This window comes from Paraglaciecola sp. G1-13, from assembly GCF_055809255.1.
Genome location: NZ_CM147903.1, coordinates 534,960 through 551,884 on the forward strand (window position 1 = coordinate 534,960; position 16,925 = coordinate 551,884).

Here is a 16,925-nt window from a genome sequence, read left to right on the forward strand (position 1 = left end):
CATGTTTAAATACTTCCCGACTAACTATGTTTGGAATTTATCCGTTAATTTAGCCATAGAAATGGGCGCACGTATCGGCGAGATAGAGCAAATGTGCGCACCGTTGCAAGAAGCGGCCAAGTCACCTGATAAAGAGGGTGTGCAAGCCTTTAGAGACACCTGGGCCAAGATGGCTGATAAACTTTGCGGCTTAGCAGAAGAAGATTTAGAAAAAGGACGCACCTTATCAGCAGGCTATAAATATAATCGTGCAGCAACCTATCTAATTACCTGTGAGCGTATTCAAGCCCATGGAGCCCCTGGCAGAACAGAGCTTTATAAACGTTCACTTGAGCTTTTCCAAAAGTCCATTGAGCTTGGTAAAGAAAATTGTGTGCGTGTAGAAATTCCTTATGAAGGAAAACATCTGTCAGCACTTTATGTGAAAGCAGAGGGAGTAGAAGGCCCAGCGCCCATCCTTATTCAAGTCAACGGTCTTGATTCATCTAAAGAAATGAAATATCGCGTGGGGTTACCCGCATGGTTAGCTGAACGCGGCGTATCATCGTTAATTCTTGACCAACCCGGCACAGGTGAAGCGTTAAAATTACAAGGTTTTCATGCTCGTTATGATACTGAACATTGGGCCAGCCCAGTGGTTGATTGGCTAGAACAACAAGAAGACGTGGATAGCAAACGAATTGGTATGGAAGGGGTGTCTTTGGGCGGTTATTACTGTCCTCGTGCGGTTGCCAACGAACCTAGACTTGCCCTAGGTTGTATTTGGGGTGCTAACCATGACTGGCGTGATGTGCAAAAGCGTCGCCTAGAGAAAGAAGGTGACTTCCCCGTTCCCCATTATTGGGCACATGTCCAATGGGTGTGGGGCGCCAAAGATATGGATGACTTCATGAATATTGCTGAAAACGTTCATCTTGATGGTCAGATTGAAAAAATCAAAGTGCCTTTTTTAGTTACTCATGGCTTGAAGGATTCGCAAATCCCCCTTAAATGGGCTGAGCGCACCTACGAGCAATTAGTTAATAGCCCTAAACGGGAACTTAAAATATTTACCGAACGTGAAGGTGGCGTGCAGCATTCAAGTTTTGATAACAGTTCGAATGCGGGTTCTTACATCGCTGATTGGGTGGCTGAAACCTTTAACGAATTAAAAGAAAAGTAGGAGTCCTATTATGAATATTATCGGACCAGATAAACTTGTTTTTGGCGTCGACGATGTCACCGCGTGTAAGCAGTTCGCCCTCGATTATGGTTTGCTTGAAAAAGACGAATTTAACTTTGTTGCCCTTGATGGGACGGGTATTGAAATTCGCGCTAAAGATGATGACTCCCTTCCTGCTGCTTTAAAGACAGGCTCTATGTTGCGTAAAACCATTTATGGTGTTGCGGATCAAGCGACTGTCGATGAAATTAAAGCTGAGTTGTCTAAAGATAGAGAAGTCATTACTTTGCCAGATGGCAGTATCCAAGCTCTCGATGATATGGGATTTGTTTTGGGTTTTCAGGTGACTATTCGCCAGGTAATTGATTTGCCAGCGGAAGCTATCAATGCGCCTGGCGCCGCTCCTCAGCGAGAAGTGAATCAAGTCGGGGTCAGTAAAGATTTTGTGGCTAAACCCCGCAGTTTGTCTCATGTGGTTTATTTTGTGCCTGATGCCGTTAAAGCTGAAGCCTTTTTCGCTGAACGCCTTGGCTTTGTGACCACCGACCGATTTAAACATATGGGGCCATTTATGCGCCCGGCAGGCACGCACGATCATCACACATTGTTTTTTCTCAATACTCCGCCCCACATGCAAGGTGTAGAGCATTTTACCTTCCACATGAGTGGCCCAACGGAAGTAGCACAGGCGGGTAACGCCTTGGTCGAAAAAGGCTATCAGAGTTTCTGGGGACCAGGGCGTCACATTTTCGGCTCTAACTGGTTTTGGTATTTTAAAAGTCCCTTTGGTTGCAACATTGAATATGACGCCGATATGGACTTACACAATGACCAATGGGTTGCTCGCGAGGCGATGCCTGGCGCAGATAATTCACAAGTATTCTTACTCAAGTATGAAGAAAAATGGGCACCAGGCGGACCACCTCCGCCCCAAGCGCCTTAATGTGAATGGGTAAAATCTGTATAGGTAAGACAAGTGACATTGCGCAGGGGCAAGCCAAAGGGTTTGACCCAATGCGCCGTGGTAAAGACAGCATGTTTGTTGTGCGCAAAGGTGAACAACTTTTTGCTTATGTCGATATCTGCCCTCACTACGGCACGACCTCATTACCGTGGAAACGTCATAAGTACCTTGATAGTGCAGCCGGTTACCTAGTTTGCGCCGCCCATGGAGCTTTGTTTGATATTGAGACAGGGCTGTGTGTGCAAGGTCCCTGTTTAGGGCAAAAGCTTGATGAAATTCCACTAGAAGTATCTTGTCAAAAAGACATTTTATTAAGCCTAACAACCATTGAGGAGTTCAAGTTGTGAACCCAAGCGTAAAAAAAGTCCTTATCATCGGTGGCGGATTCTCAGGTATGTCAGCAGCCATTGAATTAAGAAAATACGGTATAGAAATTGATTTAGTCGAAATAGATCCCAATTGGCGAGCCGATGGTGCGGGTATCAGTATCGGTGGAGCCACCTTACGCGCTTTTAAAACGTTGGGTATTTTAGAGGAATTCTTAAAGGTGGGCAGTGCCCATAGCGGACTAGACATACATGCACCCCATGGTTTGCATTTGGCGCATATCCCAACACCCGTGATGGGTGATCCCGATGTTCCCAACTCAGGTGCTATTATGCGACCTGCTTTGGCCAAAATATTGGCAGAGAAAACCCGGCAGTCGGGCGCAAATGTAAGACTGGGTTGCACCTTCACCGAGATGTCACAAACCGAAAGTGGGGTCGATGTTACATTTACCGATGGCACGTCAAACCGTTACGACTTGGTCATAGGCGCAGATGGTATGTTTTCAAAAGTGCGCAGTACCTATTTTCCGGAAGCTGAAGCACCTAAATATGTAGGACAAGGAATTTGGCGTGCGGTGTTACTACGCCTTCCTGAAGTGAAAAACACTATGATGTGGGTGGGACCCCATTTAAAAGTCGGTGTTAATCCCATGTCTAAAGATAAGATGTACTTGTTTTTAACGGAAGATAAAAAAGAAAGACAACATGTGGAACCCGCCGATTTTTTAGAGAAGCTAAAAGCTTTAATGTCGACGTTTCCGGCCCCTATTATTCAGCAGCTAAAAGCTATGCTGAACGAAGATTCATTGATTGATTTTCGTGCGATAGGCAAATTATTAGTGCCTGCCCCTTGGTATAAAAATCGTATCGTTTTAATTGGCGATACGGTGCATGCGACTACGCCTCATTTAGCTTCAGGAGCATGTATTGGCATAGAAAGCGCTATTGTATTAGCTCAAGAGCTATCCAAAGAGGTGACGGTAGATAAAGCGCTCGCTACCTTTCAAGAGCGACGTTGGGAGCGCTGTCGTATGGTGGTAGAAAACTCTGCTCGATTAGCCCAGATAGAAATAGAGGGCGGCGATAAGCAAGAGCATACTGAAATTATGCGCGAATCTATGATGGCGCTAGCGCAACCGATCTAAAATATTCACTCCATGGTAGTCGCCCTGCTGGTACTCCATGGAAAATCATCTTGGCCTTTTCTCTATCTTCAGTTGCGGTATTGCACAATTTTTAAGGTGCATAACCGTAGCTGACTCGAATTGAAGATATTTATCATCAGTAAATTCAATATCCCCGTTCACTAAGTCACGAGAGAATTGTGTGACTGACACAGTAGGCTCAGTCGTATCTAGTGACGTATTGCAGGCAACGTGCGCTATTAATGGTCTATAAAACAGCGACTTTGATGCTACCGCTTCTCATTCTGTAAAGAATACAGTTATCGATATTTCAGATACATATTACCTGTTAAATTAATTTTAAATATACTTCTTTTTATAACATTATGTTTACAGCGCGATTACATTGTTCGCGCAAAATAGACTAATTGGCTTTATGCCACACACACGTTTCTTATAAATATTGCATAACTGGCATGTAGTCCAGATTGCAAAATATCTGGAGGTCAGATGAAAGTTTTTAACATGACTATGCTCGCGATATCGATTAATTTTTCACTTTATGCAACCGCACAAACGGATGGCAGCAATGGCGAAATAAAAGAGGAGGCGAGCAGTAATCCGACTATCGAACAGATAACTATTACAGCACAAAGAAGATCGGAATCACTTCAAGATGCTGCAATTCCTATTAATGCTGCATCAGGGGCTCAAATGGAGCGCATGGGGATCAGTAATGCTGAGGGACTGAACAAAGTCGCGCCTGCACTGACTGTTTCTACTGGGGGCGGCGCGAACACCGCTTATTTCATTCGAGGTGTGGGTAATTTTACCAATAACGGTTATACCAATCCTGCGGTATCTTTCAATATCGACGGCGTTTACATCGGACGGCCATCTTCGACGATTTCGTCATTTCTAGACTTGGACAGAGTCGAAGTTTTGAAGGGACCTCAAGGTACATTATATGGCCGCAACTCGACAGGTGGTGCGATCAATGTGGTATCGAAAGCGCCGGAATTGAATGTAAATAGTGGCAGTATTAAGTTCGGGTTAGGCAATTATTCCGCTTATAACGTTACGGCAGTCGGTAACTTCGAAGTCTCAGACGACTCAGCGCTGCGTTTAGCTGCTGTAGTGTCTGAGCGTGATGGCTACTTCAGCGATGGTACATCTGACACAGATGATACTGCGCTACGAGCATCATATTATATCGAAGCAAGTGATGACTTGAATATTCGCGTGACAGCCGATTACTCGACCCAACAAGGTGCTGGGGCCGGTGTGCAATATGAAGGGTATTACGCTTTTGCAGCCTTTCAATCTGAACTTCCTGTGCCAAGCTGGGCGTATGTTCCAGCGCCAGATGCGCTGTCTGGTGACTTCAAAGGTTTACACAATCCGGATGTACTTGAATATATTAAAACTAACGTAGCTGGCGCCCCGGGTCATATGCCTTTCGAAGGTTTCGTTTATCCTACCCGTGACGATTCTTATTGGGGTATTAACGCTGAAATTAACTATGACTTGGATTGGGCTCAACTAACCGTTATCCCTTCTCACAGGGTATCTAAGCTCGATAACCAGTTTAATGGACCTCCTTTTAAAGCGGCAATAAATAAAGATGAAGCTACCCAAAGTAGTATTGAACTGCGCTTAACGGGAGAAACTGAGCGTGTTGAGTGGATCTTAGGTAGCTTGTACTTTGATGAAAATGTACATGGTATTAACTCGTTCAATCAATTCTCAACAGTCAGCCATAATGACTGGGAGAGTGACGTTGAATCAGCCTCCATTTATGGTCGTTTGACTTACAACGTATCGGAGACATTGCGACTTGTAGGTGGCATTCGATTTACCGACGATAGTTATACGATGAACGCTACCCAAACGGCTACTGCGGCTGTCTGTTTGGAACATCCAGAAGGCAGAGCGCCTTTCTGCCCGCAAATTCCTAGTATGCCTGTCGCACTAACATTAGTAGATACATTGGCCATGCTTGATCCTGCATTGTTCCCTACAGGTTCGCCCTTAAATGCTGATGGTACGATAACACCTGGGGCTCGTCCTTATGGACCCATTAATTATTTTGCCCCAGCACAGTTTGGCCCAGGCGCAATATTGGCTATCACGCCGGGAGCGACGGTGGAAGAAGGTGGCGATACGCAAACCACATACCGTGCTGCTGTTGAGTATGATCTCAGCGATAGAAACATGGTTTACACAAGCTTTGAATCGGGCTTTAGAGCGGGTGGATTCAATCTTTCTCCCGGTCGAGAGTTTTACGAGCCTGAATATATAGATGCGTACACTGTCGGTTCTAAAAATCGCTTGTTGGATAATGCCCTTGAGCTCAACTTAGAATTATTCTACTGGGAATATGAGGGCCAGCAACTCGCGGCGTTGGGGTTAGACATCAATGGGGATAACGCTTTTTACACGCGTAACGTAGGGGCTTCGACCATAAAAGGTCTTGAAGTTGACTTTAGATACGCTCTTGCCGTGGGCACACTGCTTCGAGGTTCGGCGCAATTTCTTGATGCTGTGTATGACAGCTATGAATATATTCAAGTTGACTTGTCTGATGCTGGCATTGATCCCCCTAATTTTCTGACCCCTGTTAATACCTGTGAAAATACCCTTGGTATCTTTGATGGCGACAACTTGGTGGCTTATGATCCCGCGTTAGATGTCGTCGGCGCTAAGCGAGGATTTACTGTTGACTGTTCAGGTAAAGACGCGTTAAACGCACCTGACCTAACCTTAACGTTAGGGATACAACAAACGATTGAACTGGACGGTTATGCGCTTATTGGCAATCTAGATGCGCGTTATCGTGGAGCACGTGAATTGGGCTTTAACTACGTTCCAGGTGGGCGCAAAGACAGTGATGTGACACTTGATGCATCCGTAACGCTAGTGTCTAACGACGGGGCTTGGACGGTAAATGCGTTTGTCCGTAATCTGACCGATGAGGCCATTGCTGCCACTTATCAACTTGGTTCGGGTAATATCGCTGGTTCAGCCTATGAACCGCCTCGTACTTATGGAGTGAGTGTTAATTACGAGTTCTAAGCTGATAACGTTGTATTGAAAACCCGCGACCTGTCATCGCGGGTTTTTTTACACACTAAGTGGAGGTGACTGCGTCTCGTGAAGACTTATTAAATAGTCTTAGCCACATCAATAATCAGTTGACGTAACCAGCCTAAGCCTACATCGTTTTCTCGATTTCGATGGTATTGCATGGTTTGCGTCAAGGGGGGAATTTCAATCGGGGGCTGTAAAACTCTGATGGGTAATGATTGGCTAACTATTTGTGCCAGCCTACTGTGTACGGTTGCGATGCGTTGCGTACCGATAATCAGGGACGGCGGCGCTAGCAGATTAGACGTCATAATTTCTACTCTTCGACTAATACCATAATGGCTCATAAACCAACTATCAAAGGCTGGGGCGTTATTTTTACCGTAGCTGACCACAACATGGCCAGCAGATTGATAATCCTCAAACGTTATTTTTTCTCCAATCGATGTGTTTTCTTGCCAACAAATGCACTTGTAACCTTCCTGATATATCTCATCGAAGGGGTGTCCGTCTTGCGTAAACTGTTTGGGAATAATCATTAAGTCAATATCCCCTTTATCAATCAAATCGGTTTCACCAATGGTCGATAAATTCAAGCGAATATTGGGAGCGTCCTGGGCCAGCCGACTGATCACACTGGGCATTAATACCATAGTCGTTAATTCTGACGCAGCGATTCTATAACACCGTTCATCACTGACAGGGTCAAATTTAGGTCTACTTATTATAGTATTTTCCATTTCTACTAGAATTCGCCGAACGGGTTTAGCTAGTGCTTCAGTAAGTGATGTGGGGATGAGTTCTCTGCCGACTTGCACAAATAATTCATCATCAAAATATTGTCTTAAGCGTGAAACCGCTGAACTCATTCCCGATTGACTAAGATGTATTCGCTCACCGGCTCGTGTGACATTGCGCTCCGTTATGAGTGCATCTAGCGCAACGAGTAAGTTCAAATCTAGGCCTTTAAATCGCATAAACAGTAACCATCAGTTTCAAAGCTGTAATTTTACTAAGTAATCTATTTTAAAGGCATCAAATGTTCAACGAATTTACTGCTTTTTACTACCGGTAGTCACACCTAGCCCGGACTATATCCTTACGTTGCCGATGAAACGGTACTCTCTTGATCCGATTAAAAGTGACTCTCTATTAACCATCGATTTTATCAATGCCAACTAGCGATGTTAAGCGTTGGTCGCGATGTAACGGCGCTGCTATATTGCGTAAACAATTTTTTAACAATTGAGTGCGATAAGCGCGCTAGACAATTTTTGAGGAAAATAAATTATGTATCCATTTAAATATAAAAGCTCGATCGTGCGCAACCGTTGGTATATGGCGGCATTTTCAACCGAAATAACCCGTGAGCCAATGGAACGCACCATGCTAAATAAGCCTGTGGTTATGTATCGTAAAGAAGATGGTACGCCCGTTGCCATGTATGGCTTATGCCCCCACCGTTATTTACCTCTGGTGCAAGGTCGCGTTGAAGGCGATGCTATTGTGTGTGGTTACCACGGGTTCAAATTTGCCGATACTGGCGAGTGCATTCAAATTCCTTCGCAACCAAAAGTCACAGGCAGAATCTGCCAGCCAGTGTATAAAATTGTAGAAAAAGGTCCAATTTGTTGGATTTGGATGGGCGATGAAGACAAATGTGATATCGATTTAATTCCGCCCTACGAAGATTTTGGTTTGGATCAGCCAGGTTGGGATTTCCACTCGGCTAATTATTTCCATCTTGAAGGCCGCTCTCAGTTATTGGTCGATAACTTAATGGACCTTACCCACCTTCCTTATGTGCATCACCATATCGCAGGGAAAGATTCGATGGCAGATATACCCATTGTCACTGAAGAGCGTGAAAGAAGTTATCGCATAACACGAAATGGCAAAGCCCCCTGGAATGATTATTTCAAGATGGTCTTTGGCCCAGAAGCTGAATTCGAGGGTGTATGTGACTTTATGATCAAGAGCGATTTTTTCGGTCCTGAATTCATGTCCACAAGTCTTCCCATTATCACGGCAGTGCCTGGCAAAAGTGAGGTTCCCAAAGAGTTGGGTTCGTTGATGATACTTCATGGTGCTACCCCTGAAACCGACACAACAACTCACTATTTTGGGTTTTCTACGCGTAATTTCAGGTTAGGTGATGAAAGCTTAAACCAATTCCAACTTGCCGCTGATCAGAAAATCCGCGCCCAAGACCAGGTAGCGATCAATGCTGTAGAAAAGAGGCTCGATTTTGCGGTCACTCAACAACGAGAACTGTTAGTTGGAGCAGACAAGCCTGCGGTACAGGTTAGAAGAAGAATTGAAGCCATGCTGGCGGAAGAAAATGTGCCTTTAGCTGACGCATAAGAAGAAATAGGTGCCCGTTGCACTCACGCTTTGCGTCAGTGCAGCCCATCGCGTTCGCTGTTTTGCAGGTACGCCGATTAATGGGCGCAGCTTAAAACGGTTAGCGCCTATTAAAGAACACGTGAATCAAGCCTCGAGGGGAAGATTGAAGCATGTTTTATCCATATGAGAAATACTGCCTAGCCATTTTACGGGTTGTAACAGCACTGCTTTATATACAACACGGTGCGCAGAAATTGTTTCACTTCCCAGAGGGAGGGCATCATCAAGGGCCCTTGGAGTTATTCAGTTTAGCGGGCTTCGCTGGCATTTTAGAGTTCTTTGGTGGCCTTTGCTTGTTAATGGGGCTGGGTACTCGCAGTGTGGCTTTCTTATTGAGCGGACAGATGGCTGTGGCTTACTTTCTTTTTTACGCATCAAAAGACTTTTTTCCTGTGGTCAATGGTGGAGAGCTAGCCGTGATGTACTGTTTCGTCTTTTTCTATTTCATCTTCTCAGGTCCTGGTGCCTGGTCTGTGGATGCAGTCCTAGAGGCAAGGTTAAACCGCTCGACGGTTAACTGATCCTTATTTAGCTATTTTTAAGCTAAAAATATATCGAGAAATATTATGTTTGACGTTGTTATTAAGAATAAAACACTGGAAACCCCCCATATTTGTAGTTTTGAATTAGCGCGCAAAGACGGCGGAGAATTGCCGGCTTTTTCAGCGGGTAGTCATGTAGATGTGCAGCTACCTAATAGCTTGACTCGGCAATATTCTTTGATAAGCCATGCACAATCTCAAGCGTTCTATAAAATTGCTGTTTTAAAGGATGCTAACTCAAGGGGCGGCTCGCTGGCACTGCATGATACGCTCAACGTTGGGGATGAAATCGCTATATCGGAACCGCGTAATTTATTTCCTATCAATGCGAAAAGTGACAAAGTCCTTCTTTTTGCGGGGGGGATAGGGATCACGCCTATATTGTCAATGGCAATAGAACTTGATGGTATCGGCGTTGATTTTGAGCTGCATTATCGCGCTAAATCGAAAGAGCAGGCTGCGTTTTATCAACTGCTGTTAAATTGCCCATTCGCATCTAAGGTGTCTTACTATTTCTCTGATCAGCCAGAAAATAACAATACTAGGCTTAACCAAGCCTTAAGTCATTTTACTGAAAATACCCATTTATATACCTGTGGACCAGTGGGGTATATGGAGCACATATTTGATGTGGCAAGAGCGAATTCGTGGAAAGAAGAAAATCTGCATAAAGAGAACTTCAAAGCGGAGCCTAAGATTGCCGAATCAGGTGATAAGCCATTTAAACTTATTCTAAAACGTTCAGGGTTGGAAATCGATGTCGCTGTCGAGCAAACGGCCTTAGAGGCTATAGAAGACGCTGGCGTAACGGTTGATATGTCCTGCGAGATGGGAATATGCGGTGCGTGTCTAACACCTGTTATTGACGGAGTACCGGATCACCGAGACGAGTTTTTATCTGCTGATGAAAAATCCAAGAACAATCAATTTACCCCATGCTGCTCAAGGTCGTTAACTGACACGCTAATAATAGATTTGTAATACCAATAATAACTACTTTGAAATAGTTGCCTTACCAGAACATTTTGTATGCTGAATATATGTGGACTTACCGGGAGTAATGAATGAGTTATCAAAGACATTATGGAATAACTATTAATGCAGTATGGTTGAGTACTTTTCTTTTACTAACAGGATGTTCCTCAGAGGCGGTTAACGTAAGTAGTAAGCCAGTTATAGAAAATAAAGTGCTGGAATCGCCATCAGACACACGTCCTAATATCGTCATTATTGTTGCCGATGACTTGGGATTAACCGATTTAGGCGTGTTTGGTAGCGAAATAGCAACCCCGAATATCGATTCATTAGCAAATGCAGGTGTAAGGCTAACTAATTTTCATACCGCTGCAACCTGTTCGCCTACCCGAGCAATGTTACTTTCCGGCACGGATAATCACTTGGCGGGTCTAGGGGCCATGGATGAAGTTATGCAAGCGTTCGCGCCTTATCTTTTAGATAAGCCAGGTTACCAAGGGTATTTAAACGATAGCGTTGCAACCTTACCTGAAGTTTTGGCGGAAGCTGATTACCAACGTTTTATGGTCGGCAAATGGCACTTAGGTAAAAAAGACGGACAAATGCCTGCCGCTCGTGGTTTTCAACGTTCTTTCGCACTAATGGAAGGTGGAGCGGGGCACTTCGATGATATGTCTATTATGCCATTCGCCAAAAAAGCAACTTATGTAGAAGATGATAAGCCAGCGACGTTACCTGACCATTTTTATTCATCGCCGTTTTTCACCAGTAAGATGAAGCAATATCTACAAGAGCGGGATAAAACTAAGCCTTTCATGTCCTATATGGCATATACCGCTCCCCACTGGCCTTTGCAAGCCCCAGAGTCTTCAATAGCGAAATACAAAGGTAAGTATGATGAAGGCTATGAAGCGCTTTTAGCGAGTCGCTTAGAAAAACAAAAAGCACTCGGTTTAATTGCAAAGTCTAGCCAAATTCCCCCCTTACCAAGGAATATAAAGCCTTGGGCAAGTTTGACCGTTGAAGAAAAGAAAATTTCAGCTAAGCAAATGGAAATCTATGCGGCTATGGTATCTGACTTAGATACCGCCATTGGTGATTTGGTCACCTACTTAAAAGATGAGGGGGTATACGATAATACTGTCATTTTCTTTATGTCAGATAATGGTACTGAAGCCAATACACCTAACTCACCAGCCTACAAAAGCTTCTTGAGTAAATTTGTTGCCGCATGTTGTGACAATAGTTACGAAAACATGGGCAAGGCTAACTCCTATGTTATGTACGGTCCGCAATGGGCACGCGCCGGTAGCAGTGTTAAACGGCTAAACAAAGGCTCAGTGGCACAAGGTGGCATTCATACCCCAGCATTTGTTCATTTCCCTAAAATGGTTAAACCAAAGCAGTATGACGGCATCGTCAGTGTTATGGACGTCATGCCAACCATATTAGAATTAGCTAACGCAAAACATCCTTATTTCACCGCGAGTGAAACAAACAAAATCACGCCAATGCGCGGGGCATCGATGATGAACATGCTGACTGGAAAAAGCGTCAGTCTACACGGCGATGATTATGTCTTAGGCGCAGAGCTTCATGGGAATAAAGCTGTGCGTAAAGGGGATTGGAAGTTACTTTCTATTTCGCGACCTGCGGGCAATGGGCAGTGGGGATTGTATAATCTAGCTGATGATCCTGCGGAATTAATTGATGTATCAACACAACACCCTGAAAAGGTTGCAGAACTTAAGCTCGCTTGGCAACAGTATGCTGAAGAAGTGGGTGTACAAGAGATGCGACCACGCAAAAAACATTAAGCGGGTTATTGACCGATTTTCAGTTGGCACAGAGGCAACTCTCGCGCATACCAAAATAGAATTGAGATGGGTCGATACATCGTAGCACCTTAGAATTTGCTTTGGACTCTAGCACAATTGCCAAAGGCAAAGGTGCTCATGAAGAGTTCGAGCCAATATTAGGGTCTACAAACCACGGTTTAGCATCGAGGATGACAAGGGAGGTTTGACGGCTTCACCTTAATGGAATGCCCGTAATATGAACGCAGCCAAGCAAGTCTTACGTCAAAGCTAAACTGTTGTGGTGCCATCAATAATAATCAGTTCAACTAAAAACAGTAACCCCACATCTATGCCTGGCTAATTTATCGAACAAACTCAGGGCATCTGGGCTAATTTTTTGGACCAATTACACTCTTAAAAGGAATAGTCGTTATTTGACTGTGAGGTAGAACCCTACGCGTTTCTAAAGAGACTACCGACTTGCCAGAGTGATTTGATTCTCAATAAATATTTTCCGGTATTAATTGAAACTCTTCCCAAGGGCGACTATTCATGATGTTCGATGCAACAACCAGCCGCAGCAAGTCGAAGCCATGGATTGATTTGGACGCCAATCTTAGGATTCAGCATCTTCTTTTTTGGCAATTTTATGCTCATCTTCACTGACCCCAAGTTTCCAATAACTGGAGGTATAAAAATGACTTTTAGGTAAGTCAAAAGTGCTTCTCAAATACTTACGAATCGCTTTCATTGTACTGAATTCACAGGCAACCCATACTGATAAACTACCTTCAAGTTCAGGTAGTGATTTGATGCGATCCAGTAAAGGCAGAACTTCTGTATCGGTACTGGGTTTACTGACAACCCATATTAATTGCACATTGTCAGGATGCGCCAATTCTTGGATATCTGCTTCATCTACTACTTCTAGCACCGCATAGCCTTTCGTATCTTTTGGCAAAATAGCAAGGTTGACGCTGATTGCCGGTAAGGCTGTCATATCACCACTGATAATTATCCAATCTGCATCTTGGTTAAGCAGTTTTTTAGGACCTGGCCCGCCAACTATAATCTTATCGCCGACTTTAGCACTGACTGCCCATGAGGAGGCCGGGCCTTTCGCCTCATGCAAGGCAAAATCAACATCAATCGAATTCTCTGTTTGGCTACGCACTGTGTAGGTTCTCATCGTAGGACGACCGCCATCGGCCCTTGGAAAAATTAACTTCACGTAAGCGCTGTCCTGATCCGCAGGAAAGTCACTCATCTCCTCGCCGCCTAAGGTAATACGTAACATATTAGGTGTGATATAACGGCTGTTGTTCACAACTAACTTTCTTGGTGCAGGCCTAGTAGCCATCTTATTTCCTTTTAAAAACAGTAAACTAACGAATAATCTTTTTGGGTGTAAACAGCAAACCTTCGTTTTCCAAAATCTCAATCGCTTCATCATCACGTGCCGCTGCTCGTTTCACTGCTGGGCGTTGTTCCATTCGTTGCGCATGAGCGCAGTAGTGAGGATATTTTTCAACAGGATAACCAGCCCCTTGAACACGCCAAAAACACCAATAAAGATAGGCATCCATAGCTGACCATTGATCTTTGTACCACCATTGCTGATCAGCTAACTGGTTATCAATTAAGTGAAAAAACTCATCCATGGCATTAAAAGCAATGTCTTGCACTGTTTTTGCATTGTCGCCGCCTGCAAAAAATTCTGGCATTCTTATACGCGTGACTAAAGGGTGCAGTGTTGCAGAACAAAAACACAGATCCGCAATCTGTTTTGCAAAGTCTAAGGCATTGTCAGTTGCAGGTAACAGTTGGCCATGTAGTTGATTTAAATAGGTAATAATGGCGACATTTTCAGTGAGCGTCTGGCCCTTGTAGATAAGCGCAGGGACTTTTCCTTTAGGGTTTTTCAGTTTAAATTCAGGAGACTTATGCTCACCTTTCATAAAACGCACAACTCGCGTTTCAAATTCAAGCGCTAGTTCTTCTAATACAATGGCAGTCACGCGAGAGCAACTTCCTGGCGACGTATAAAGAACGATATTACTCACTTTTACGCTCCTAGAGGACTAATGCCTACTAAAGAAAAACGTTTATTTTTACCTGAACACGAGCATAGCGAATTGAGCCGATTAACACTATTCGGCTATTTTCATAGTACCTATCAGGGATGCCAATACGTCATATCAAAAAAGCACCTTTCACGTGCTCTATGCCTTCAAACGCAGAGCACGTTAAAACCTAGGTGTAGCACCTGATGCTGGTCGTCAACCCGTTTTACTTATGTTCAAACTTCGGTTCATATGCATTAACGGTTTTAACATTGTTATTTAGTTTGAGCAGCACGTTAATCAGCAGATCTAATTCTTCCTGAGAAATACCACTTAATAGTAATTTTTCCCTTTCAAGGGCGATTTCTAATACCTTGTCATGCAAGGTTTCACCCTTGTGAGTTAATATTACGAGGGAGGAACGCGCATCTTGAGGAGCTTTGACAAACACGGCTTACATTCGATGAAGACAAAGGGGTCATCGAGGCACAGTATCGGACCATGAAACCTTTCAAAGGCCAGCCTATGATTGATATCCATGTTGATACAGGGGCAAATCACGCAAGGCGAATAATAAAGCAATTATGTGAAGGGTGAATACGCTTTGTTTGGCCGTTTTTCTACTAAATGTATAACATCTCGGCATGCTGATTTGATGTGACTATAGTTCTATTTCAGACCTACATTTAATATAGTGAGGTAAAGATATGGATAAAACCATCGGTATCTTTTCCTTTGATAGTCATTGGAGCATCCATGAACCAAGTTCTTATTAACATAGTATGTGTCTTTCTTGTTCTCATCTTATTTTGTGCAAACGTCTGTGCAGGTCCATCTATGAATTCTAATAACACCATCACTGCAACGACCAAACTAGGAAAGGTAACGGGTAAGCTTGTTAACGATGTGGCTATTTTCTATGGCGTGCCTTATGCAAAAAATCCTTTTAGCCCTGAGCGACGTTTTCAGGCGCCAGAAGCGATAACCCCCTGGGAGAAAACGTTGGATGCGACTGTCATTACACCTCCTGTTCCGCAGCCAGGGCGGGGGGCGGACGTAGAATTGGTTGGCCGGGCAGGGGATCTTACCGTCAATGTATGGACGACGGGCGCTGCTGTGCAAGCAGATACGAAAATGCCCGTTATGGTTTGGCTTCCGGGAGGGGCGTTTATTCGCGAAGATGCAGCGGAGGAAGTTTACGATGGGCGTCGTTTTGCCGAACATGGCGTGGTGGTGGTGACCGTTAATTATCGGGTTGGTGTAGACGGTTTCATGCATTTCGACGATGCACCTGATAACAGAGGGATCTTAGATCAAATTCTAGCGTTACGCTGGGTGAAAGAACATATTCAGGATTTTGGAGGTGACCCTAAGAACGTGACTTTGTTCGGCCAATCAGCTGGTGCGGGCAGCGTAGCCATTTTGCTGGGCAGTAAAAAAGCCAGTGGCCTATATCAAAAAGCGATTATGCAAAGCCCACCTATGCAAGCAATCACAAAAACACAAGCCGCTCGAGTAACCAGTGAGTTTGCAAAGCAACAAAATGTACAAGCCACAATGACAGATATTGCTGACATACCTTTTTCGCAGCTTGTCGAAGGTGTTATCGGCATGGGGAATTCGATTACAGATCACAAGCAATGGGGCATGCTATCTTGGGGAGGCACGGCCTTTTTACCGGTTATTGATGGTGATGTTATTGAAATATCGCCAATGGCTGATTTACTAAATAACGGCGATCCTTCTATACCCGTTATTGTGGGAAGTACTGACCAAGAATCAAGGCTGTACTTAGTGCCAGGCGGTGCAATTGATCGAATTGAAGAAACTGAATTATCTTTATTTTTGGAAGACTTAAAGCTCGGAAGCGATGCGTTCGATGTTTACCGTAAAACTGACGAAATTTCGGTTGGTGATGTATACGCTCAGGCACAGTCCGATTATACGTTTCGTATGCCCGCTTTGCATATCGCTGAGCAGTTAGTCGCCATGGGGAATCCCGTATGGAAATATAATTTCGCATGGTCGTCGCCTGCTTATGACGGACGTTTGGGGGCAGCGCATTTTGTCGATGTTCCCTTTACCTTTAACACCCTTGATAGTGAACAAGCTATAAGTTTTGTCGATGCTCAACCGCCTAAATTTTTGGCTAATTACATGCAGGCTCAATGGTTGCGTTTTGCCAAAACGGGCGGTACTGAATGGCCCGCTTACAATCGGGTCGATCGCGCAGTAATGGAATTCAATAACAAGCACCAGGTAATACATGACCCCAACAAGGGCGTAAGGCAGTTATGGCAGAACTATTCGTTCTGATGAGGCAAAGCCCTCATTAACACATTAATGAAAGGACTACAGGTTGCTCGCAAATTTAAAGAGTACTTTTTCATTAAACTTCGCTGCAACCAAGTCGAGGCAGCACAATCACTATCTTGTTTGTGGCTTCAGGGTCGCACTATTTGCCGGTAGTGCCA

Annotated in this window: 15 protein-coding genes; 11 read left to right on the plus strand and 4 right to left on the minus strand. The window is 44.2% G+C overall.

Features of this window, described 5'->3' with window-relative positions; translation table 11 throughout:
- The first annotated feature begins 1 nt into the window (after window position 1).
- The 5 genes from AC0L6N_RS02175 to AC0L6N_RS02195 all read left to right on the plus strand — a co-directional run bounded on the left by AC0L6N_RS02175 (window position 2) and on the right by AC0L6N_RS02195 (window position 6,654).
- On the plus strand, window positions 2-1,162 hold the full coding sequence (locus tag AC0L6N_RS02175; protein WP_473478484.1) for an alpha/beta hydrolase family protein: 1,161 nt from the start codon (window positions 2-4) through the stop codon (window positions 1,160-1,162).
- A gap of 10 nt (window positions 1,163-1,172) precedes the next feature.
- Window positions 1,173-2,105, plus strand: coding sequence for a VOC family protein (locus AC0L6N_RS02180; protein ID WP_473478486.1), 933 nt, complete (start codon window positions 1,173-1,175; stop codon window positions 2,103-2,105).
- A 5-nt stretch (window positions 2,106-2,110) separates the two neighbouring features.
- Complete coding sequence (locus AC0L6N_RS02185; protein WP_011573747.1) at window positions 2,111-2,473, plus strand: Rieske (2Fe-2S) protein; 363 nt, start codon at window positions 2,111-2,113, stop codon at window positions 2,471-2,473.
- Window positions 2,470-3,600, plus strand: a complete 1,131-nt coding sequence (locus AC0L6N_RS02190) for an FAD-dependent oxidoreductase (protein ID WP_473478488.1) — start codon at window positions 2,470-2,472, stop codon at window positions 3,598-3,600. The genes AC0L6N_RS02185 and AC0L6N_RS02190 overlap by 4 nt, the downstream gene beginning before the upstream one ends.
- A gap of 489 nt (window positions 3,601-4,089) precedes the next feature.
- Window positions 4,090-6,654 (plus strand): TonB-dependent receptor, encoded by a 2,565-nt coding sequence (locus AC0L6N_RS02195; RefSeq protein WP_473478491.1) that lies wholly within the window; start codon window positions 4,090-4,092, stop codon window positions 6,652-6,654.
- A gap of 89 nt (window positions 6,655-6,743) precedes the next feature.
- On the opposite strand, the gene AC0L6N_RS02200 is transcribed toward AC0L6N_RS02195, so the two are convergent.
- Window positions 6,744-7,643: a LysR substrate-binding domain-containing protein gene (locus AC0L6N_RS02200; protein WP_473478493.1), complete on the minus strand. Its 900-nt coding sequence runs from the start codon at window positions 7,641-7,643 to the stop codon at window positions 6,744-6,746.
- A 313-nt stretch (window positions 7,644-7,956) separates the two neighbouring features.
- On the opposite strand from AC0L6N_RS02200, the gene AC0L6N_RS02205 reads away from it, so the two are divergent.
- From AC0L6N_RS02205 to AC0L6N_RS02220, 4 genes are all read left to right on the plus strand, one after another.
- On the plus strand, window positions 7,957-9,030 hold the full coding sequence (locus AC0L6N_RS02205) for a Rieske 2Fe-2S domain-containing protein (RefSeq protein WP_473478495.1): 1,074 nt from the start codon (window positions 7,957-7,959) through the stop codon (window positions 9,028-9,030).
- A gap of 152 nt (window positions 9,031-9,182) precedes the next feature.
- The gene (locus tag AC0L6N_RS02210) at window positions 9,183-9,593 is read left to right on the plus strand and encodes a DoxX family protein (RefSeq protein WP_473478496.1); all 411 of its coding nucleotides are present in this window, start codon (window positions 9,183-9,185) and stop codon (window positions 9,591-9,593) included.
- Between the two features lie 45 nt (window positions 9,594-9,638).
- Entirely contained in the window at window positions 9,639-10,595 is a 957-nt protein-coding gene (locus AC0L6N_RS02215; protein ID WP_011573757.1) for a PDR/VanB family oxidoreductase, read from the plus strand.
- 83 nt (window positions 10,596-10,678) lie between these two features.
- Window positions 10,679-12,406 (plus strand): arylsulfatase, encoded by a 1,728-nt coding sequence (locus tag AC0L6N_RS02220; protein WP_473478498.1) that lies wholly within the window; start codon window positions 10,679-10,681, stop codon window positions 12,404-12,406.
- A 598-nt stretch (window positions 12,407-13,004) separates the two neighbouring features.
- Here the strand turns inward: AC0L6N_RS02220 and AC0L6N_RS02225 are convergent.
- From AC0L6N_RS02225 to AC0L6N_RS02235, 3 genes are all read right to left on the minus strand, one after another.
- Window positions 13,005-13,748, minus strand: a complete 744-nt coding sequence (locus AC0L6N_RS02225) for a siderophore-interacting protein (protein WP_473478500.1) — start codon at window positions 13,746-13,748, stop codon at window positions 13,005-13,007.
- 25 nt (window positions 13,749-13,773) lie between these two features.
- On the minus strand, window positions 13,774-14,451 hold the full coding sequence (locus AC0L6N_RS02230) for a glutathione S-transferase family protein (protein WP_473478502.1): 678 nt from the start codon (window positions 14,449-14,451) through the stop codon (window positions 13,774-13,776).
- A 226-nt stretch (window positions 14,452-14,677) separates the two neighbouring features.
- The gene (locus AC0L6N_RS02235; protein WP_473478503.1) at window positions 14,678-14,902 is read right to left on the minus strand and encodes a MarR family winged helix-turn-helix transcriptional regulator; all 225 of its coding nucleotides are present in this window, start codon (window positions 14,900-14,902) and stop codon (window positions 14,678-14,680) included.
- Between the two features lie 50 nt (window positions 14,903-14,952).
- Here AC0L6N_RS02235 and AC0L6N_RS02240 point away from each other — a divergent pair, with 50 nt between their 5' ends.
- On the plus strand, window positions 14,953-15,048 hold the full coding sequence (locus AC0L6N_RS02240; RefSeq protein ID WP_473478504.1) for a hypothetical protein: 96 nt from the start codon (window positions 14,953-14,955) through the stop codon (window positions 15,046-15,048).
- 240 nt (window positions 15,049-15,288) lie between these two features.
- Window positions 15,289-16,767: a carboxylesterase/lipase family protein gene (locus AC0L6N_RS02245; protein WP_473478506.1), complete on the plus strand. Its 1,479-nt coding sequence runs from the start codon at window positions 15,289-15,291 to the stop codon at window positions 16,765-16,767.
- Window positions 16,768-16,925: the final 158 nt, after the last annotated feature.